Annotated in this window: 15 protein-coding genes; 7 read left to right on the top strand and 8 right to left on the bottom strand. The window is 61.6% G+C overall.

The window, feature by feature from the left end:
• Positions 1 to 62 precede the first annotated feature (62 nt).
• Together ycaO and BN1115_RS14590 are read right to left on the bottom strand one after the other, a co-directional pair.
• The gene (gene ycaO / locus BN1115_RS14585) at positions 63 to 1,823 is read right to left on the bottom strand and encodes a 30S ribosomal protein S12 methylthiotransferase accessory factor YcaO (protein WP_042657721.1); all 1,761 of its coding nucleotides are present in this window, start codon (positions 1,821 to 1,823) and stop codon (positions 63 to 65) included.
• Between the two features lie 199 nt (positions 1,824 to 2,022).
• Entirely contained in the window at positions 2,023 to 3,450 is a 1,428-nt protein-coding gene (locus BN1115_RS14590) for a glycoside hydrolase family 1 protein (RefSeq protein ID WP_042657722.1), read from the bottom strand.
• A gap of 167 nt (positions 3,451 to 3,617) precedes the next feature.
• Between BN1115_RS14590 and BN1115_RS14595 the strand changes: the two genes are divergently transcribed.
• Positions 3,618 to 4,481 carry a LysR family transcriptional regulator gene (locus BN1115_RS14595; RefSeq protein WP_042657723.1) on the top strand — a complete coding sequence of 288 codons (864 nt, stop codon included), beginning with the start codon at positions 3,618 to 3,620 and terminating at the stop codon, positions 4,479 to 4,481.
• A 36-nt stretch (positions 4,482 to 4,517) separates the two neighbouring features.
• Here BN1115_RS14595 and BN1115_RS14600 read toward each other — a convergent pair whose 3' ends face one another.
• Both BN1115_RS14600 and metE read right to left on the bottom strand, forming a co-directional pair.
• A complete protein-coding gene (locus tag BN1115_RS14600; RefSeq protein WP_050070519.1) occupies positions 4,518 to 5,267 on the bottom strand; it encodes a substrate-binding periplasmic protein in 750 nt (249 codons plus the stop codon).
• A gap of 178 nt (positions 5,268 to 5,445) precedes the next feature.
• A complete protein-coding gene (metE, locus tag BN1115_RS14605) occupies positions 5,446 to 7,710 on the bottom strand; it encodes a 5-methyltetrahydropteroyltriglutamate--homocysteine S-methyltransferase (protein ID WP_042657724.1) in 2,265 nt (754 codons plus the stop codon).
• 307 nt (positions 7,711 to 8,017) lie between these two features.
• Here metE and BN1115_RS14610 point away from each other — a divergent pair, with 307 nt between their 5' ends.
• On the top strand, positions 8,018 to 8,929 hold the full coding sequence (locus BN1115_RS14610; RefSeq protein WP_042657725.1) for a LysR substrate-binding domain-containing protein: 912 nt from the start codon (positions 8,018 to 8,020) through the stop codon (positions 8,927 to 8,929).
• A gap of 95 nt (positions 8,930 to 9,024) precedes the next feature.
• The gene (locus BN1115_RS14615; protein WP_042657726.1) at positions 9,025 to 9,927 is read left to right on the top strand and encodes a LysR family transcriptional regulator; all 903 of its coding nucleotides are present in this window, start codon (positions 9,025 to 9,027) and stop codon (positions 9,925 to 9,927) included.
• A gap of 124 nt (positions 9,928 to 10,051) precedes the next feature.
• Here the strand turns inward: BN1115_RS14615 and BN1115_RS14620 are convergent, their stop codons facing one another.
• Complete coding sequence (locus BN1115_RS14620; protein WP_042657727.1) at positions 10,052 to 10,942, bottom strand: LysR family transcriptional regulator; 891 nt, start codon at positions 10,940 to 10,942, stop codon at positions 10,052 to 10,054.
• A gap of 101 nt (positions 10,943 to 11,043) precedes the next feature.
• On the opposite strand from BN1115_RS14620, the gene BN1115_RS14625 reads away from it, so the two are divergent.
• From BN1115_RS14625 to BN1115_RS14635, 3 genes are all read left to right on the top strand, one after another.
• Complete coding sequence (locus tag BN1115_RS14625) at positions 11,044 to 11,682, top strand: NAD(P)-dependent oxidoreductase (protein ID WP_042657728.1); 639 nt, start codon at positions 11,044 to 11,046, stop codon at positions 11,680 to 11,682.
• A gap of 443 nt (positions 11,683 to 12,125) precedes the next feature.
• On the top strand, positions 12,126 to 13,208 hold the full coding sequence (locus BN1115_RS14630) for an isopenicillin N synthase family dioxygenase (protein WP_128821714.1): 1,083 nt from the start codon (positions 12,126 to 12,128) through the stop codon (positions 13,206 to 13,208).
• Between the two features lie 125 nt (positions 13,209 to 13,333).
• Positions 13,334 to 14,497 carry a trans-sulfuration enzyme family protein gene (locus BN1115_RS14635; RefSeq protein ID WP_042657729.1) on the top strand — a complete coding sequence of 388 codons (1,164 nt, stop codon included), beginning with the start codon at positions 13,334 to 13,336 and terminating at the stop codon, positions 14,495 to 14,497.
• A 117-nt stretch (positions 14,498 to 14,614) separates the two neighbouring features.
• Here BN1115_RS14635 and BN1115_RS14640 read toward each other — a convergent pair whose 3' ends face one another.
• The 3 genes from BN1115_RS14640 to BN1115_RS14650 all read right to left on the bottom strand — a co-directional run bounded on the left by BN1115_RS14640 (position 14,615) and on the right by BN1115_RS14650 (position 17,869).
• Positions 14,615 to 16,279 carry an AMP-binding protein gene (locus tag BN1115_RS14640; protein WP_042657730.1) on the bottom strand — a complete coding sequence of 555 codons (1,665 nt, stop codon included), beginning with the start codon at positions 16,277 to 16,279 and terminating at the stop codon, positions 14,615 to 14,617.
• Between the two features lie 97 nt (positions 16,280 to 16,376).
• Positions 16,377 to 16,655 carry a YfcL family protein gene (locus tag BN1115_RS14645; protein WP_042062259.1) on the bottom strand — a complete coding sequence of 93 codons (279 nt, stop codon included), beginning with the start codon at positions 16,653 to 16,655 and terminating at the stop codon, positions 16,377 to 16,379.
• Positions 16,656 to 16,753: 98 nt separating this feature from the next.
• Complete coding sequence (locus BN1115_RS14650; RefSeq protein ID WP_042657731.1) at positions 16,754 to 17,869, bottom strand: ATP-NAD kinase family protein; 1,116 nt, start codon at positions 17,867 to 17,869, stop codon at positions 16,754 to 16,756.
• Positions 17,870 to 17,989: 120 nt separating this feature from the next.
• On the opposite strand from BN1115_RS14650, the gene BN1115_RS14655 reads away from it, so the two are divergent.
• On the top strand, positions 17,990 to 18,727 hold the full coding sequence (locus BN1115_RS14655; RefSeq protein WP_005352619.1) for a TerC family protein: 738 nt from the start codon (positions 17,990 to 17,992) through the stop codon (positions 18,725 to 18,727).
• The last annotated feature ends 76 nt before the right edge of the window (positions 18,728 to 18,803 follow it).

An 18,803-nucleotide genomic window follows, 5' to 3' on the forward strand; every position in this document is an offset into this window, starting at 1 on the left:
ACCCGTGCCTTGCCGCACGATAAACAGAAGGGGCCACACGGCCCCTTCCTTTACAGTAACGATCACGCCCAGTGATGGGCTCGCTTGGCTTTTTGCAGCTTTTCGTAGGCCGCCAGCAGCTTCTGGTGCAGCGGGAACTGGGAGAGCGACAAGTCGGCCGCCTCCAGCCCGTGGAAGCGCGCTTCGCCACTGGCATTGGCCCATGCCTGGGCCAGCGTCTCTTCGCCATACATGCGGGTGAAGACGGCGCGATACTGCTCCGGATCCCGCTCCTCGTCGAGGAACAACTCGACACAGGCGCGCAGGGCGCGGTAGTAGCTGGCTCGCTCGGCAGTGAACACTGACTGGTTGAACTCCATGGTCCAGTCGATGAGATCCATCGCCGTCTCCAGCTCACCGGCGGCCAGCGCCAGCATGGCTTTCAGCTCGCCAACGCGCAGAGTGTGCAACGCTGTGCCCTTGGCGGCGGCGATGCCCAGCAGCTCGCGGACACGGGTGCGCTCGTCGTGCCCCTCTTCATCCAGTTGATCAAACAACGCCATATACTGCTCGGCATCCCACTCCAGTGATGGCAGCACCAGGATCACTTCGCGCAGGTTGGCGCCCATGTTGTTGTTGGCCAGCAGCAGATCTTCGGCCGGATAGATGTCGGACATGCCCGGCACCAGAATGCGGCAGGCGTAGACCCCCAGATGCTCGTAGTCGGCGATATAGACCGGCTGCTCCAGCTCGTGGAAGATGCCGATCAGGTGATCAAACTCCTCCTGCGAGGTGCCACGAAAATCCCAGTCGGCAAACTCGAAGTCCGCATCCTGCTTGAACAGATCCCAGCTGATAAGGCCCGAGGAGTCGATGAAGTGGGTCTCGAGGTTGTGGTGATCCGCTACCTGCTCGTTGTCGAATGACGGCGGCACGAACACGTCGAGATCCTTGAGACCACGGCCCTGCAGCAGCTCGGTGACGGTACGCTCGAAGGCCACTTCGAAGCGCGGATGGGCACCGAAGGAGGCAAAGCAGGTGCCGTTGCTCGGGTTGAGCAGCACCACGCAGATGACCGGATAGCGGCCACCCAGGGAGGCATCGAAGCTGTAAATGGGGAAGCCTTCGGCTTCCAGCGCGGCGATGGAGGCGGCGATCCCCGGATAACGGGCAATCACCTCTTCCGGGATCAACGGCAGGCTCAGGGCCTCGGCGATGATCTTGTTCTTCACGTGGCGCTCGAACACTTCGGAGAGCGCCTGGGTGCGCGCTTCGGTGCGGGTGTTGCCGGCGCTCATGCCGTTGGAGACATAGAGGTTGCCGATGATGTTCATCGGAATATAGACGGTCTGGTGATCGGACTGGCGCTCGAACGGCAGCGCGACGATACCGCGCTCCTCGTTGTTTGACTGCAGATCCACCAGCATGTCGGCGGTCACTTCACCGTCCGGGTTGTAGAACTTGCGGGTGAAGCTGTCGAGCAGACCGGCCGGGAACTGGTCACCCTCGATGGGGAACCACTTCTCGTTCGGGTAGTGCACGAAATCACCGTTGGCAACCTGCTCGCCCAGATAGAAGTCGGCGAAGAAGTAGTTGGTGGAGAGACGCTCGAAATATTCGCCAAGGGCGGAAGCGAGTGCCGCCTTCTTGCTGGCACCCTTGCCGTTGGTGAAGCAGAGGGCGCACTCCTTGTCCCGAATATGCACCGACCAGACGTTCGGCACGGGGTTGAGCCAGGAGGCCTCTTCGATATCAAAGCCTAAGGCTTGCAGCTTGGTCTGGAAGCGTTCGATGGAGTCTTCCAGCGCCGCGTCCTTGCCGGGAATAAACGTGTGGTCAGTCATCACAATATCCTGATTTTTATTGGCTCATGTTCGGCCGCAGATAATAGCAGGGGTCGGCGGCTTTGGCAGGACAAAAATCAGCAAACAGGGATGAGTCGCACGGTGAGAAACCGGCTTGTCCCCTCTCCCCCGCCACAAACAGCGCGGGCCCGGGGATTGCCCGGGCCCGCTGGTTACGCGACGCGATAAACCGTCAGAGCTACTTGCCCTGGCTGGCGATCACCTGGCTGTACCAGTGGAAGCTGGCTTTCTTGATCCGGCGAAGGGACCCACCCTGCTCGTCACGCTCCACATAGACGAAGCCGTAACGCTTCTGATAGCCGTTGAGCCAACTCAGGATGTCGGTGAACGACCAGGCACAGTAGCCGAGCAGCTCGACGCCATCCTGCATCGCCTCCTGGCACGCCTTGACGTGGCTGCGCAGATAATCGATGCGGTACTCATCGTTCACCTTGTCGCCCGCCTCCAGCTTGTCGAACTCGCCGAGGCCGTTCTCGGTGATCATCAGCGGCAGACCATAGCGGGAAGAGAGACGACGCAGGGCGATGCGCATCCCGGTCGGATCGATGGCCCAGTCCCAGTTGCTGGTCTCCAGATGCGGGTTGGGCGCCGTCTTGTAAAGACCCGGAATGCCGCTTGACGGCGTGGTGCCCTTCTTGCCGGTGGTGTTGATCCGCTGCAGGGTCTGACCGCCCAGAGGGTTATCGGTATAGGTCAGGGTGTAGTAGTAGTTGACGCCGATGTAGTCAGGCGTGCCTTCGCGCAGCAGCTCCAAATCGCCCGGCAGGATCTCCGGCGCCTCACCGTTTTCCCGCAAGTAAGCGAGCGCCGCCTGGGGATAACGGCCAAAGCAGTAGGCATCCAGCCACCAGAGGTTGTTGAACTCCTCGGCGTTCTCATAGGCCAGCATATCTTTCGGGTCGCACGACGCCGGATAGGCAGGGGAATAGGCAAAACTCGGGCCAATGAGGCCATTTGGCACATGCTGGCGGAACGCCTTGATAGCACGGGCATTGGCCAGAAACGCGATATGGTTGGCGGCAAAGAAACGCTTGCGATCCTGCACTGCGGGCGGATGGGTGCCGAGCTGATAGGCATTGGTCAGGTTGTAGTTCTGCTCATTGAGTGACACCCAGTACTTCACCTTGTTGGCAAAGCGCTGATAGAGGGTCACGCAGTAGCGCTCGAAATCGGCGATGATCCGTCGATCTTCCCAGCCGCCATATTCGTCTTGCAGCGCCTGCGGCAAATCCCAGTGGTAGAGGGTCAGCACCGGCTCGATCTTATGGGCCAAGAGGGTGTCGATCAGCTTCTCGTAGAAGGCCAGACCCGCCTCGTTCACCTCACCCCGACCGGTGGGGTAGATGCGCGGCCAGCTCACCGAGAAGCGGTAAGCCTTTAGCCCCATCTCGGCCATCAGCGCCACATCCTCCTCCATGCGGTGGTAGTGATCCACCGCCACATCGCCGTTGCTCCCTTCAAAGGTCTTGCCCGGCAGCTTGGTGAAGAGATCCCACACCGAGGGCCCCTTGCCATCGGCATTCCAGCCCCCCTCCACCTGATAGGCGGCGGAGGCGGCGCCCCACAGAAAATCGCTCGGGAAGTCGTTGAACTTGTGGTGATGCATCTGGTGTTGCTCCTTCTGCGCTGATGGTGTCAGCCATCTTTGATAACTCGGCGCTCCTGTATGGGAGCGCCCGAAATGAATTGGCATCAGCATCCAATACTTCTAAAATTCCGTCCAATGACAAATATGACCACTCAGCATTCCCGACAGGAATGAAAGGAGCCCTGATGGAGCTACGGGATCTGAAAGCCTTCGTCACCCTGGGTGAGGTATTGCACTTTGGCCAGGCGGCGGTGCGCCAGCATGTTACCCAGTCGGCCCTCAGCAAACAGATCAGGCGGCTGGAGGAGGAGCTGGGCGGCGAGCTGTTCGAGCGCAACGCCAGCAGCACCCGCCTGACCGGACTGGGCAGGGCGCTGTATGAGGATGCCCGCGCCGTGGTCGTCCAGAGCGAGCAGCTCTCGCGCACCGCCCGCGACGTGCTGGCGGGCAACGTCGGCACCCTGCGCATCGGCTTTGGCGTGGCCACCAAGATCCTGGTGCCCGCCGCCATCGCCCGCTTTCGCGCCGAGCGGCCGCAAGTGACCATAGAGCTCAACGATCTCTCCACCCACCACCAGCTGCTGGCGCTCAGTGAAGGCAAGCTGGATCTGGGGTTTTGCCGCCTGCCCGCCCCCAAGGGGTGGCACGCCCTGCCAGTGGTCGAGGCCCACTTTGTCGCCGTGCTGCCCACCAGCTACCGCGATGTGAGGGAGTTGGCGGATCTGGTGGACAAACCGCTGGCGATCCTGCGCCGGGACAAGGCGCCATCGTTTTACGATCACCTGATGAACTATCTGGCCCAGAGCGGACTGCGTTTTCAGGGTATCCAGTACGTCAACGACTTCGCAGCCGGGGTCGCCACCGCAGCCGCGGAGATCGCCTGGACCCTGGTTCCCTCCTCCACCACCATAGAGCACCCGGATGTACTCACCCTGCCCCTGAGAGATGGCGAAGCCTGCTGGACTATCGGGCTTATTCGTCCGCCCCACAGCAAGGGGCCCTTGATCGATGCCTTCTGGGCAACCATCGCCGATATGACGCCGAGATAGACACGCAGTGGAAAAACAGCAGATGGCAACAGCGCATCAACGATAGCGCGCTTCGATACGCGCCAACTCGCCACTTTGCCGCAACTGTTGCAGTACCCGGCTGAATTCATTCACCCGGGTATTAAAGCGGGAATGTTTGCCAATGCAGAGGTTGAACGGGGTCGAGGCAAGTCGCAGCGGCACCTCGACCACCAGCCCGGACAGCCCCAGCTGGTTGAGTTTGAAGCGTGCCACCAGCGGATCGGTCACCATCAGATCGCCCCGACCCGCCGCCAGCATTTTGAAAACATTATCGACATTGATGGTGTGATGAACGGTGAAGCCCGCAAGGTTCTCCTTGCCCCAGCCGTTGCCCAGATAGTCGAGAAAGGTGAACGTCTTGAGGTCGCTCAAGCGGCTGGCTCGCTGAAACTCCGCCATCCGGGGGTGGCCAAGCTGAGTAAATATCGTCATGATCGTCGATGTGACTGGCTCCTCCACCATCAGGGTATAAGTGCGCCGCTCCAATGTGGCGACAGTCACGAAGCCATCTGCCTGCGCCATCAGCACCATTTTTTGCGCCCGTTGCCACGGATAGCCTTCGTGGCGCACCCGCAGCCCCATCTGCGCCGCCACCCGATCCATCACATCGATCATCAGCCCGCGCATCTTGCCCTGTTCGTCACGCCACGAATATGGGGCGAAGTCGTCAAAATAGGCCATTTTCAACTCGGGAGCTGGCGCTGCCAAGGCACTCTGCCACATCAGCAACCCCCACAGGATTGCGCTCCCCAGACTGATTCTCATGGCCGCGACTCCATCCACCTCTGTCCACTCTGAGCCTAGTGCAAAGCAGGCTGCGGCAAGGTTCAGGATCCAGTGGAAAAAGTGGCCAACGAAAAAAGAGAGGGGAAGCAGTGGCTTCCCCTCTCTCGTTCGTTTGTCAGCACGCCACCTTATCGATGGCGGTCACGGCTTGCGCAGATTACGCCAGCTCGGCCCGCAGCGCCCTGGTGGCATTGACCATCACCTTGAGCGCGGCCTCCGTCTCTTCCCAGCCGCGGGTCTTGAGGCCGCAATCCGGATTGACCCACAGCCGCTCGGCCGGGATCTGCTTGGCCGCCTTGCGCAGCAACCCCTCAATCCAGCTCTGGCTCGGTACGTTCGGCGAGTGAATGTCATAGACACCCGGGCCGATTTCGTTGGGGTAGTTGAAGCGCTCGAACGCTTCGAGCAGCTGCATCTGGCTGCGGCTGGTCTCGATGGTGATCACATCCGCATCCAGCGCCGCCACCGCCTCGATGATGAGGTTGAAGTCGCTGTAACACATGTGGGTGTGGATCTGGGTGCTGTCCGCCACCGGGCTGGCGCTCAGACGGAAGGCGCGCACCGCCCAGTCGAGATAAGCCTGATGATCCTGCTTGCGCAGCGGCAAGCCTTCGCGGATCGCCGGTTCGTCGATCTGGATGATTTTGATGCCCGCTGCTTCCAAATCAGCCACCTCGTCGCGAATGGCCAGCCCGATTTGCAGGGCGGATTGCTCGCGGCTCACATCTTCCCGCGGGAAGGACCAGCAGAGGATGGTCACGGGGCCCGTCAGCATCCCCTTGACCGGCTTGTCGGTCAGGCTCTGGGCAAACTGGGTCCACGCCAGGGTCATGGGGGTCGGGCGGTCGATATCGCGGGTGATCACCGGCGGCTTGACGCAGCGAGAGCCATAGCTCTGTACCCAACCGAAGCGGGTGATGGCAAAGCCGTCCAGCAGCTCACCAAAATACTCCACCATGTCGTTGCGCTCGGCCTCGCCATGCACCAGCACGTCCAGCCCGATGGCCTCCTGACGCTTGATGGCATCGCGGATCTCCGCCTTAATGCCCGCCTCGTAGGCGCTATCGTCGATGCGACCGGCGCGCCAATCCTGCCGCAATACCCGGATCTGCGAGGTCTGCGGGAAGGAGCCGATGGTGGTAGTGGGCAGCAGCGGCAGTTTGAGATCCGAGCGCTGTAGCTCGGCCCTGACCGGATAGGGGCTGTGGCGATCAAAGTCGCTGTTGGTGAGGCTGGCGAGCCGGGACTGCACCGCGCGCTTGTGGACCCGGCTGTCGGACTCCCGATCGACGATGGGTTGGCTGTAGGCGGTGATCTTGTCGAGCTCGCCACCATCCAGATACTCTCTGAGCAGCCCCAGCTCGAAGCATTTTTGCAGGGCGAAGGCGAACCAGCTGCGGGTCTGGAGATCCAGCTCCTGCTCCAGGGTCAAATCCACCGGGCTGTGCAACAGGGAGCAGGAGGAGGCTACCCAGAGCCGCTCGCCGAGTCTGGCTTTCAGTGCCTTCAGGGTCGGCGCCAGCTTGGCCAGATTGGCGCGCCAGACGTTGCGACCGTTGATCACCCCGGCGGAGATGACCCACTGGGCGGGCAGATGCGGCACCAGCGTCTCCAGCTGCTCGGGGGCGGCCACCAGATCCAGATGCAGGCCATCCACCTTCAGGCTGGTGATGATGTCGCGCTGATGGGCCACCGAGCCGAAATAGGTGGTGAGCAGCAGCTTGCAGGGGCCCGCGAGGCGCTCGTAGGCGTTGAGGTAGGCCAGACGCCACTCGTCCGGCAAGTCCAGCGTCAGCGCAGGTTCGTCAATCTGCACCCACTCCACCCCTTGGGCGGCCAGTTTGGCCAGGATCTCCTGATAGACGATGAGCAGACGATCGAGCAGTTCAAGACGAGAGAAGCCGCTCTCTTTCTCCTTGCCAAGCCAGAGGTAGGAGATTGGCCCCAACAGCACCGCCTTGACCGGCAGCCCCAGCGCCTTGGCCTCTTCAACCTCGTCAAACAGCTGGCGCCAGCCCAGCTTGAAGCGCTGGTCACGGCTGAATTCCGGCACCAGATAGTGATAGTTGGTGTTGAACCATTTGGTCATCTCGGCGGCGGCCGCCGCCGGGCCGGTCGGCGCACGGCCGCGGGCCACCCGGAACAGGGTGTCGAGATCGGTCTCGCCATGGCGGTGACGGGCAGGCACCGCATCCACCAGCAGACTGGTGCCGAGTACCTGATCGTACCAGGCAAAATCCCCCACCGGCAGCAGATTGACCCCGGCGGCATATTGGGCCTGCCAGTGGCGTTCACGCAGCGTCTTGCCCACGGCAACGAGTTCGGCCTGAGTGGTCTCGCCACGCCAGTAGGATTCGAGGGCAAATTTCAGCTCGCGCTTGGCGCCGATACGGGGGAAGCCCAGGGTGTGTGCGCGTGTCATAGGTTCATTTCCTTATGCTCATTCATCTGATGGGAAACTGGATGATTTAGCCATCCAGATGTTTACACATCCAAAATGACAAGATAAGGTGACGCTGGCTATTGAATCCTCTTCAACTGGCTCTCAAAGAATCCTCAACTGACCGCAGGTAAGGTTCACCGCAAGGATACAGAAGCCCGTTTTTACAAGAGTTAAGAAGCACAGGAGCAAGAAGGCAGGATCAAGCAGCGCAGGAGGCTAACAGCCAGACTAGGCCACCGCTGCCAGCAACATCGGCGCCATACGCAATCACACAAGGAGCCATCTTATGGCAGTGCCAAGCAATTCAGGGATAGAGATCAAACACTTGAAAACATTGACCGCGCTGGCCGAGCAGGGCTCGCTGGCCGGTGCGGCGCTGACCCTCAACCTCACCCAGTCCGCCCTCTCCCACCAGCTCAAAGAGCTGGAGACTCGCCTCAATCTGGAGATCTACCTGCGCAAAAGCCGCCCGCTGGTGCTGACCGCGGCAGGCAACCAGCTGCTCACCCTCGCCCGTCAGGTGTTGCCCGCCCTGGCCCAGACCGAGAAGCAACTGCAGGCCCTGCAGAGCGGCGATGCGGGCAGGCTGCATCTGGCGCTCGATTGCCACAGCTGCATTCAGTGGCTGCTGCCACTGTTGCCCGAGTTTCGCCGCCAGTGGCCAGGGGTGGATCTGGAGGTAGAATCGGTGCCGGGCTTTGATGCCATCAATGCCCTGCTCGGCGGCCAGCTCGACCTGCTGCTCACCTCGGACGTGCAGGCCCGTGGCGATCTCCACTTCGAGCCGCTGTTTGCCTTCGATCTCACTCTGGTGATGGCGCCGGATCACCCCCTTTGCCACCAGAGCCGTATCGAGCCGGGCGATCTGGGAGCGGAGGTGCTGCTGGTCTACCCGGTGGAGCGCAGCCGCATGGATATCTTCAGTCGCTTTCTGCAACCCGCCGGGGTGGAGCCCGCTCGCTGCAAGCTGGTGGACAACACCTCGGTGATGCTGCAGATGGCCGCCGCCGGACTCGGGGTCGCCGCCCTGCCGCGCTGGGCCAGCGAGGAGTTTGTCAGACAGGGGATGCTTTGCGCCCGCCCCCTCGGCAGCGGTATCCGTCGCCATATGTATGGCGCGGTGCGGGCCGCCGACCGGGATCAAGCCTGCCTGCAGAGCCTGTTCGAATGCATTCGCAACAAGATGGGGAATGCTTGAGGAGAGGGAAAAATCACAGTTATCGCAGGCAATGCTGGCCTGACAAGGGGCAGAACAGTATCCTGATGCTTTAACGTTGCTTAACGGTAGCCATCATGTCCCACGTTGATCTGAATCTCTTTCGCGTCCTGGATGCTGTGATCCGCTATGGGGGCGTCACCACCGCCGCCGAGATGATGGAGATGACCCCCTCGGCCATCAGCCAGGCCATCAGCCGCCTGACGGCGCTGGTGGGCGAACAGCTGTTTGTCCGTCAGGGGCGGGGAATTACCCCCACGGCACGGGCGCTGAGCCTGCACCACGAAATCATGGTGCCGCTGCATGATATGGAGCGCAGTCTGCAACGCACCGACCTGTTTGATCACCATACCAGTCGGCGCACTTTTCGCATCGCGGGCGTCCCTGATATCGATGTCTTCTTCCTGCCGGAACTCAACAACCTGCTGCAGATCCAAGCCCCCAACTGCCAGCTGGAGTGGAACACCCAGGTGCAGGATGAAGCCTTGCGCCAGAACAGTCTCTATCTGCACAGCGTTGACCTGGTGCTGGCGACCAAACCCATGGTCGAGCAGAGTATTGAAAACGAGCAGATCATGTCCCAGCCCCTGCGCATCGCCTGCCGCAAGGATCACCCGCGGATCCGCCAGGCCCCCGACATGACCACCTTCTTCAACGAAAAGCATGTGGTGCTGCAGGCCAGACGGCTCGACAACCTGTTACTCAACACCCTGACCAAGGCACCGCTGCCACCCCGTCAGATCGCCTACGAGAGCGATTCCCTGCTCACGGCTCTTCATCTGGTGAGCCGTACCGACTGGCTCTGCGTTGCCAGCCAGTGGCACATGGATATGCTGGGCGATACCCTGGCGCTGGCCAGCTACCCCCTCCCCTGGATCTCGGAGGATTGCCCGGTCTACATGAGTTGGCACAAAAGTTCCAATCAGGATGCGGGGCTGAACTGGCTCAAACAACAAGTGCGCAATGTCTGCTCGTTTTAAGCTTGCTTCACAATTCTGTCCACCCATCTACTTATCTGGGCTATCGCTCTTCTGGGTCATCGCTCTTCTGGGCAAGCGGTCTTCAGGATAATCGGGCGCGCTCTGCCAGCCATTGAGGCGCAGCTCATGCCGACGTCGTGGTGCCGAAATAGCTGCGCAGCGCCTCCACCACCCGCCGCACCTTCTCCGGGATCTCCCGCTGCGGCGTGATGGCGTGGATCTCCATCGGCGCCACCCGAAAACCGGGCAGCAGTTCGAGCAGACGCCCCAGCGCCAGATCCTCACCAATCTCCCCCTCCGGTTGCAGCGAGATCCCCTGCCCCGCCAGCGCAAACTGGCGCAGGGGCAACACGTTGTTGCAGAGCACCCTGGGCTTGAACCTGACCCTGTGTTCGCCCCCCTTCTCATCGAGTAGCAGCAAACCATTGCCCAGCATGTCGCCACAGAGCCAGTCGTGAGTCGCCAGATCGGCGGGCGTGCGCGGCGTCCCCTTGCGCGCCAGATAGGCGGGGGCGGCACAGAGCAGCATCCGGGTCTGGCCCAGTTTGCGGGCCACCAGCGTCGAGTCGGGCAGGCTGCCGACCCGCAGCGCCACGTCGATCCGCTCGGCAATCAGATCCCGCTTCTCGTCGTCGGCGATGATCTGAATGGTGAGACCGGGGTGGGCCTGCAACAGCGGCGAGAGGGCCAGTGCCAGCGGCTGGCCCGCCATCCCCACCGGGGCGGTGATCCGCACTTCACCGAGCAGGGCGTCGCGCACCTCGGAGAGGCGCAGCTCGGTCTCGCTCAGGGTCTGCTGCAACGCCCGGCACCCTTGCCACACCACCTCCCCCGCCTCGGTCAGACTGAGGCGACGGGTAGAGCGATGGAGCAGGGTCAGTCCAAGCAGGCTCTCCAGCTGGCTAATATGCTGACTGACCGCAGAGGGGGTCATGCCGAGGGATTTGGCCGCCCCTGTCATGCTGCCCGCTTCCACCACGGCGGCGAAGATGGCGTAACGTCTGAGCTGTTCCATTATTAAATCCAGCTTATAAGTGAATGCATTTTTGAGGTGATTATTAAATCACATCCGAGGGCGTAGGATAGCCTCATTCCAACAGTGAAGGAGAGTTCTCCATGAAGATTGCCCTGATCGGTGCCAGCGGTTTTGTCGGTTCCGCCATCCTCAACGAGGCCGTCAGCCGCGGCCATCACGTCACCGCCATCGTCCGCGATGTCAGCAAGGTGGCCGCCCATCCGCAGGTCACCGCCGTGGCGGTGGATGCCCAGAACCCGGATGCGCTGGCCGAGGTGCTCAAGGGGCACGATCGGGTGATCAGCGCCTACAACCCGGGCTGGAGTGCGCCGGATATCTACGACCAGTACCTCAAAGGGGCCAGCGCCATTGTCGAGGCGACCAAAGCCATCAATGGCTGGTTGCTGGTGGTCGGTGGTGCCGGCAGTCTGGAGGTCGCTCCCGGTGTGCAGTTGGTGGATACCCCACAATTCCCGGCCGAGTGGAAACAAGGGGCACTGGCGGCCCGCGACGGTCTCACTGCCCTGCGCGGTGAAACTGCCCTCGACTGGCGCTTTGTCTCTCCCCCGGTGTTCCTGGAACCGGGTGAGAAGCGCGGCGGCTATCGACTGGGTGGCGATCAGGTGCTGTTCAGTGGCGAGCAGCCTGCCGGGATCACCGCCGGTGATCTGGCCGATGGGGTGCTGAACGAGGCGGAAAAACCGGCTCACCTGCGTCAGCGCTTTACCCTGGGTTACTGAGCGCCAACAGGCGGTTAAGGCCAGAGATGCGCGGTCACTCGCCTGCCTTTCGGTCAGGTGATAACCCGGTCAAACAGAAGGGAGGCATCAGCCTCCCTTCTGTGTTGGGCATTTTCTGTTTTGGTCATTTTGCCGCTGGCAGCTTGCCTCTGGTTGCCCCTCCTCCCCTTATCATTCCCCTTCCCCCCTCAACGGCTGCGCAATAAACAGCCACCCCATCAAGTACCGAATTCCATTTCGAATTTTGTATATAACTAAGAATAATTTGTTGTTTCCGTCTTATAACACCGAACAGTAGCATCACCCTCATTCCAGATGGCGCCATACAGCAAGCACATACCGCCGTGCTGTCGTGCCACCCGTTTGCCGCTCATCAGGCCTGCCAACAGCGGAGGCAGTGCAAGAGATGGCGCCAGAGATAACGAAAGAGTGAGGAGGTGTACATGGAACAGTCATCACTGCCGATCATCGATCTGGCTGCCCTCAAGGGGGTGCCCGACCAGCGTCGCACTATGCTGGCCAAGTTGGCTGCGGCCGCCCGCGACGTCGGCTTTTTCTATCTGACAGGACATCGCCTGAGTGACGCCGAGCAGCGGGAAACCATGGCGCTGGCAGAGCGTTTCTTTGCTCTGCCGGAGCAGGAGAAGCTGGCGGTGCAGATGGTCAACAGCCCCCACTTTCGCGGCTACAACCGGGTCGGTGCCGAGCTGACCCGCCAACGACCGGATCTGCGGGAGCAGTTCGATATCATGAATGAGGCGCAGGCCCTGCCTGCGGCGCAGATCCGTGAACCCTGGCAGCGGCTGATCGGCCCCAACCAGTGGCCGACCGCCCTGCCCGAGATGAAAGCCCATCTGCTGGGGTGGCAGGAGCGACTGAGCGATATTACCCTCACCCTGCTCGCCGCCTTCGCCGAGGTGCTGGAACAGCCGGTCGGGGTGTTTGACGACAGCATTCGTGGCGTCCCCTACCAGCACATGAAGCTCATTCACTACCCGGGGCAAGAGGCGGGCGGCAACAGTCAGGGGGTCGGCGCCCACAAGGATCCCGGTTACCTGACGCTGGTGATGCAGGACCATCACTCCGGGCTTGAGGTCGAGACGGCCGATGGCTGGATCTCCGCACCGCCCCTGCCGGGGGCACTGGTGGTCAATATCGGCGAGCTGCTTGAGCTGGCCTCCAACGGTTATCTCAAGGCGACCCTGCATCGGGTGGTGAGCCCGCCGCCCGGGGTATCGCGCCTCTCCTGCGCCTTCTTTATGGCGGCGCGGCTCGATGCCATCGTGCCACTGCTCACCCTCTCCCCCGCGCTGGCGGCGCAGGCGCAAGGGCCGGAGAGTGACCCGGCCAACCCGCTCTTCTATCAGGTGGGGGAGAATGTGCTCAAGGGGCGGCTGCGCTCTCACCCGGATGTGGCGGCGCGTCACTATACCGCTCAGGATGCCGCTCAGGATGCCGCTCCCTATGCCAGCAACTATGCCGCGCCATCGCAACCAAGATCGCAGCGGGAGCGGGAAACCGCCTGAACCCGCGGGGGGATGGCTATCACCCGAGAAAATATGTCAGCGGGAGGGACGCCAGCGGCGCCCCTTCATACCGATTTTAAACACGGAACATCAGGGCCGACAGCTGGCCAGAACGGAGTAATACGATGAAATTCAATACCATGAGCGTACACAGCGGCCAGCGGATCGATCCCCAGACCGGCGCCCTCACCACCCCGCTCTATCAGAGCAGCACCTTCAGCTACTTCAACGCTCAGGCGGGCAAGGAGCGTTTCGCCGGTCAGGCACCGGGCTTTATCTACAGCCGCTTTGGCAACCCCACCACCGCCGAGCTGGAGCAGAAACTGGCTGCGCTAGAGGGGGCCGATGAAGCGCTGGTAGTCGCGAGCGGCATGGCGGCAGTGAGCGCCATCATGTATGCGCTGGCCGACAGCGGTGATGAGGTGGCCTATATCGGCCCGCTCTATGGCGGCACCGATGCCTTCTTGAAGCAGACCTTCAGCCGCGCCGGTATCAAGGTCACCGCCTACGAGAGCGATCGGGATCTGCTGGCCAACATCCGTCCCGCCACCAAGGTGGTACTGTTCGAAACCCTGACCAACCCCACCCTCAAGGTGGTGGACCCACGGTTGGTGGTAGAGGCTGCCCGCAAGGTGGGGGCCATCACGGTGTGTGACAACACCTTCCTTACCCCCTACCTGCTGCGCCCACTGGAGCTTGGCATCGACATCGTGATGCACAGTGGCACCAAGTATCTGGGCGGTCACGGCGACATCATCGCCGGGGTAGTGGCCGGCTCCCACGCTCTGATGAAATCAGTGCGCACCGTGGCCCTCAAGCACATCGGCTCCCCCATCGGCCCGCAGGAGGCCTACCTGCTGCAGCGCGGGGTCAAGACCCTGCCACTGCGGATGGATGCCCACCTGCACAACGCGCAGAAGGTGGCCGAGTTTCTGGCCGCCCAGCCGGCGGTGAAGAAGGTGATCTACCCGGGGCTTGCCAGCCACCCGGGCCACGACGCCCTCGGCGCCTTCGCCAGCGGTTTTGGTGGCATGGTGAGTATTGAACTTGAAGGCGGGTTTGAACGCTGTGCCACCCTGCTCGACAACCTGCAGCTGTTCGTGCAGGCGGTGAGCCTCGGCGATCTCGAGAGTCTGGCTTGCCATCCGGCCAGCACTACCCACGCCGCCATGGACGAGGCGAGCCGCCTCGCCGCCGGGGTCAATGACGATCTGATCCGCTTCAGCATCGGGGTGGAAGATACCGATGATCTGATCGCCGACTTGGCCGCCGCGCTGGCACTAATCTAGCCAGCGGCGCCTTTGCGGCAACCTTCAACACCGGGGCTCGTCAGCAAGCCCCAAACAGAACAACGGCCCATCAAGGGCCGTTGTTGTCTGATATCGCGATGTCGAGAACAGGGGGATTTACTCCTCCCACACCACCACTTGCGATGAGGGCCAGCGATCCCCGACATGGGCATATTTTTGCTCCAGCAGGTGACGCTTGATCTTCATGGTGGGGGTCAGCACGCCGTTTTCGATATTCCAGGGGCTCTTCACCACCAGAATGCCGCGAATTTTGGCATGGGATTCCAGCTGATCATTGACCCGCACCCGGGCCGCTTCCAGTCTGGCGTTGATCTCGTCCCGATTGCCTTTCATAGCGCTCTCGGCCAGCTGCACCAGCGCGATGGGCTGGGGCATGCCATAACCAATCACGCAGAGCTGCTCGATGATGGGCTCCTGCCCCAGCAACCCTTCGATGGGTACCGGCGCCACATACTTGCCCTTGGCGGTCTTGAACACATCCTTCATCCGACCGGTGATGGTGAGGTAACCCTCCCGGTCCAGCTTGCCCATGTCGCCGGTATGGAGCCACCCCTCGGCATCGATGGCCTCGGCGCTGTGCTCGGGATCCTTGTAGTAACCCAGCATCATCCCTTCGCAGCGGCAGAGGATTTCCCCCTCGTCGGAGATCTTGATGGTCACCCCGAGCCCCGCCTTGCCGACGGTGCCAATCTTGTCGGCACGGAACGGGTAGTTGATGGTGGAGTAGGCGTGGTTCTCGGTCATGCCCCATGCTTCGGTTACCTTGAGGCCGATGCTCAGATACCACTGCAGCAGCGCAGGGGAGACCGGCGCCGAGCCACAGCCAAGCACCCGGGCCTGATCCAGCCCCAGCCCCTTTTGCAGCTTGCGTTTGATAAGGCCGGAGATGAGCGGGATCTTGAGCAGCAACGCCAGTTTCTTCTGGGGCAGCTTCTCGTGGATCTTGATGCGGAACATGGCCCACAGCCGCGGCACCGAGATAAAGACGGTGGGACGGCAGCGTTTGACGTCTTCGATAAAGGTGTCGAGGGATTCGGGGAAGGCGATTTCGGCGCAACCATAGAGGCTGCCGCCGTAGACATAGACCCGCTCGGTAATGTGGGCCAGCGGCAGGTAGGAGAAGCCGCGATCATTGGCGCACAGCCCCACCGTTTCCACCAGCTTCTCGCACGACCAGGCGTAGCGCTCGACGCTCAGCATGGCCCCTTTCGGCTTGCCGGTACTGCCGGAGGTGTAGACCAGACTCAACAGGGAGTCAGGGGCCTGCACCGGGCTGTCAGCAATGGGCTCGTGCGCTTCCAGCAGGTCGTCCCACTGGTGGCTGGCCGGCATGGTGTCGTAGGGGAAGGCGATGCGCAGCAGATCGGCGGGCACGCCCGCCTCCTGACTCTTCCAGTCATCCAGCTTGCCGACGAAGATCGCCTTGGCTTCGCTGTGGCGCAGCACATATTCGATGGTATCGACGTTGGCCGTCGGGTAGATGGGCACGCTCACATACTGCCCCATCTGCATCGCCAGATCGGCGATAAACCACTGGGCGCAGTTCTTGGAGAGCAGCGCCACCTTGTCACCGGCCACCAGCCCGAGGTGGCGCAAGGCCGTCACCATCCGCCGCGCTTCATCGGCCACTTCACCCCAGGTGAAGTCGACATATTCGCGGTTGATGGTTTGACGCAGGTAGGTTCGATCAGGACACTGCCGCTCCCAGTGATAGAGCATCTCGAGCGGCAGTTTATTGGCAATGCGTGAGGAGGAGGCCATAGTTTAATCCCTGAAACAAAAGGCGAAACTTATTATTAACCTTTCACTAACTTCAGGGAAGAATAAACTCAAACTTCTGTTTGAACTGTGTATCCGATCAAGCTTCTGCCTGTTGTTGCAAACGAATCCACATTGCCTGCACCAGTTTCTCATCCTCTTCGGAGAGCTCACCTTGCAAAATGGCCTCGTTGAGGCTGCGCAACACATAGCTCTTGACGTCCCGCACCAGGGTCTTGCCTTCCAGCTCGGCCCGGGCAACCGCCAATGAGATATGACCTCGCAGGTAACCCCCCGCAAACAGCTCATCGTCGGTTGCGGTGGCAACCATGCTGTCGATCAGTCCCAACAACTTGTGCTCAAAATCGTGAATCGTCATGTAACGCAGCCTCATTTGCGGCAAAAAATTCGGGGGTATGGAACCGCAATCCGGTTGATTGCGGCTCTCTGGCGCCACGCCAGCAGCATCCCTGCGTCCTATTCCGGGTTGGCCACCGGGTAGATGACCTGATCCTTGTATCCCGTGGTTATTCGCAGATAACCACGCAACGCCCGGTTTAATTCGGGATCATCGGTGTCCACCAGCAGCGACCTGCCCGCAAGCGCGGCAAGCTTGGCCTTGGTTGCCAGCACCTGGATATTGTCCAGCCCGACACACCGAATCACCTCTGGACTCAATTGCTGATTTCCGCGCCCGAACAGATGTCCCTGTCCGCCGATCAGGGTAATGATCAGTCGGCAGCGACGGCCGCGGATCCGGGTCAGGATCTCGGCGGCGCTGAGATCCTGCCCGATAAGTCGGCCATTTTCCACCAGATCCACACCGAGCAAGGTATTTTCCAGACCCAGCTCGGCCATGCAGGCCGCCACCGTGCTGCCGGAGCCCATCAGATAGAGGGTATCGGTCTCCATCTGCTCTACCACACCGGCAGCGAGATCCGCTAGCACCAGCTCTTCAGACTCCTTGCCCCCCTGCTTGACCGCCTGCACATAACGCAGATCGCCGGGCACCTTCAGCTGACCGTAGTGGCGGGCCCGCACCTTGCCCGCGCGAAACGCCTCCTCGTCGATGTCGCGCACCTCGGCATCGATCAGGCTGAGCAGTTCCCCTGCGATCATCCGCGCCACCACCCGCCCGCTGGCAGCGGGCGTCACCCCGTAGACGCCGGAGTGGATCTTGCACCCCGCGGGAATGCCGAGCACATGGCAAGACTCCCCCACCGCGGCGCAGATATCCCGCGCCGTGCCATCGCCACCGGCAAACAGCAGCAGATCGACCCCGGCTTCGCGCATCAACTCGGCGGCGTGGCGGGTATCATCGGCCGAGGTGCTCTCCCCGGCCGGTTGATAGATGACCCGACAGGGCAACCCCAGCTCGCGGGCTACTGTCTCCCCCATCTCTCCCGCCACCGTCAGCAGCTCGAACGGTACCGTCAACTCGCACAGTGGCAACAAGGCTTGCCGCGCCCGCTCCTGCGCTTTGGGCACGGCGCCACGGGCCAGCGCCTCGGCCACCACCCCGTCACTGCCCTTGAGCCCCACTGCGCCGCCAATCCCGGCGACCGGATTGATGATGAACCCTAATCGAAACATGCCTGCCTCCCTTGCGATGGCCACCATTTTTATCTTTTCCCCCCTCAGGGACAAGCGCTGGCGCCCCTGCTAGAATGCGCAGCTTCAATTTTCCAACCAATTTTCAACCAAGGTTCAATCATGCTGGAATGGGTTCTTGATCCCTCTGCCTGGGTCGCACTCGCCACCCTTACCCTGCTCGAGATCGTGCTCGGTATCGACAACATCATCTTTATCTCTATCCTGGTGGGTCGCCTGCCGGAGGCGCAGCGTCAGAAAGCGCGCATTCTGGGTCTGGGGCTCGCCATGGGTACGCGGATCCTGCTGCTGCTCTCGCTGGCCTGGGTGATGCGCCTCACCGATCCGCTGTTCACCGTGCTGGGTGAAGCCATCTCCGGCCGCGACCTGATCCTGCTGCTGGGGGGCCTGTTCCTCATCGGCAAGAGTGCCCACGAGATCCACGTCACCCTGGAAGGGGCAGCCGAGCCGGAGAGTGTCAGCAAAGCGGCCTCTGGCTTTATCAGCACCCTGATCCAGATCGCCATTCTGGACATCGTGTTCAGCCTCGACTCGGTGATCACCGCAGTCGGCATGGCCGATCACGTGCCGGTGATGGTACTGGCCATCATGATCGCTGTCTTCATCATGATGTTCGCCGCCAAATCCATCGGTGATTTCGTCGATGCCCACCCCACCATCAAGATGCTGGCCCTCTCCTTCCTCACGTTGGTGGGTTTTGCCCTGATGGCCGAGGGGATGGATCTGCACATTCCGAAGGGTTACATCTACTTCGCCATGGCCTTCTCGCTGGTGGTGGAGATGATCAACATCCGCCTGCGCAGCCATCACGACAATAACGGGCAAAACAGCGCGCAGTGATCCCGCGCCACATGCCCCCGCGACCCCAGCTGTCGCGATCAAAAAGAGCGCCGGTCAGGCTAATGCCAGTCAGTTA

Source organism: Aeromonas allosaccharophila (genome assembly GCF_000819685.1).
In the GTDB taxonomy this organism is placed as follows: domain Bacteria; phylum Pseudomonadota; class Gammaproteobacteria; order Enterobacterales; family Aeromonadaceae; genus Aeromonas; species Aeromonas allosaccharophila.

Bases quoted from the DNA above. Each gene is read 5' to 3' on its own strand.
- ycaO (WP_042657721.1), bottom strand. From the start codon at position 1,823: ATGACTGACCACACGTTTATTCCCGGCAAGGACGCGGCGCTGGAAGAC.
- BN1115_RS14590 (WP_042657722.1), bottom strand. From the start codon at position 3,450: ATGCATCACCACAAGTTCAACGACTTCCCGAGCGATTTTCTGTGGGGC.
- BN1115_RS14595 (WP_042657723.1), top strand. From the start codon at position 3,618: ATGGAGCTACGGGATCTGAAAGCCTTCGTCACCCTGGGTGAGGTATTG.
- BN1115_RS14600 (WP_050070519.1), bottom strand. From the start codon at position 5,267: ATGAGAATCAGTCTGGGGAGCGCAATCCTGTGGGGGTTGCTGATGTGG.
- metE (WP_042657724.1), bottom strand. From the start codon at position 7,710: ATGACACGCGCACACACCCTGGGCTTCCCCCGTATCGGCGCCAAGCGC.
- BN1115_RS14610 (WP_042657725.1), top strand. From the start codon at position 8,018: ATGGCAGTGCCAAGCAATTCAGGGATAGAGATCAAACACTTGAAAACA.
- BN1115_RS14615 (WP_042657726.1), top strand. From the start codon at position 9,025: ATGTCCCACGTTGATCTGAATCTCTTTCGCGTCCTGGATGCTGTGATC.
- BN1115_RS14620 (WP_042657727.1), bottom strand. From the start codon at position 10,942: ATGGAACAGCTCAGACGTTACGCCATCTTCGCCGCCGTGGTGGAAGCG.
- BN1115_RS14625 (WP_042657728.1), top strand. From the start codon at position 11,044: ATGAAGATTGCCCTGATCGGTGCCAGCGGTTTTGTCGGTTCCGCCATC.
- BN1115_RS14630 (WP_128821714.1), top strand. From the start codon at position 12,126: ATGGAACAGTCATCACTGCCGATCATCGATCTGGCTGCCCTCAAGGGG.
- BN1115_RS14635 (WP_042657729.1), top strand. From the start codon at position 13,334: ATGAAATTCAATACCATGAGCGTACACAGCGGCCAGCGGATCGATCCC.
- BN1115_RS14640 (WP_042657730.1), bottom strand. From the start codon at position 16,279: ATGGCCTCCTCCTCACGCATTGCCAATAAACTGCCGCTCGAGATGCTC.
- BN1115_RS14645 (WP_042062259.1), bottom strand. From the start codon at position 16,655: ATGACGATTCACGATTTTGAGCACAAGTTGTTGGGACTGATCGACAGC.
- BN1115_RS14650 (WP_042657731.1), bottom strand. From the start codon at position 17,869: ATGTTTCGATTAGGGTTCATCATCAATCCGGTCGCCGGGATTGGCGGC.
- BN1115_RS14655 (WP_005352619.1), top strand. From the start codon at position 17,990: ATGCTGGAATGGGTTCTTGATCCCTCTGCCTGGGTCGCACTCGCCACC.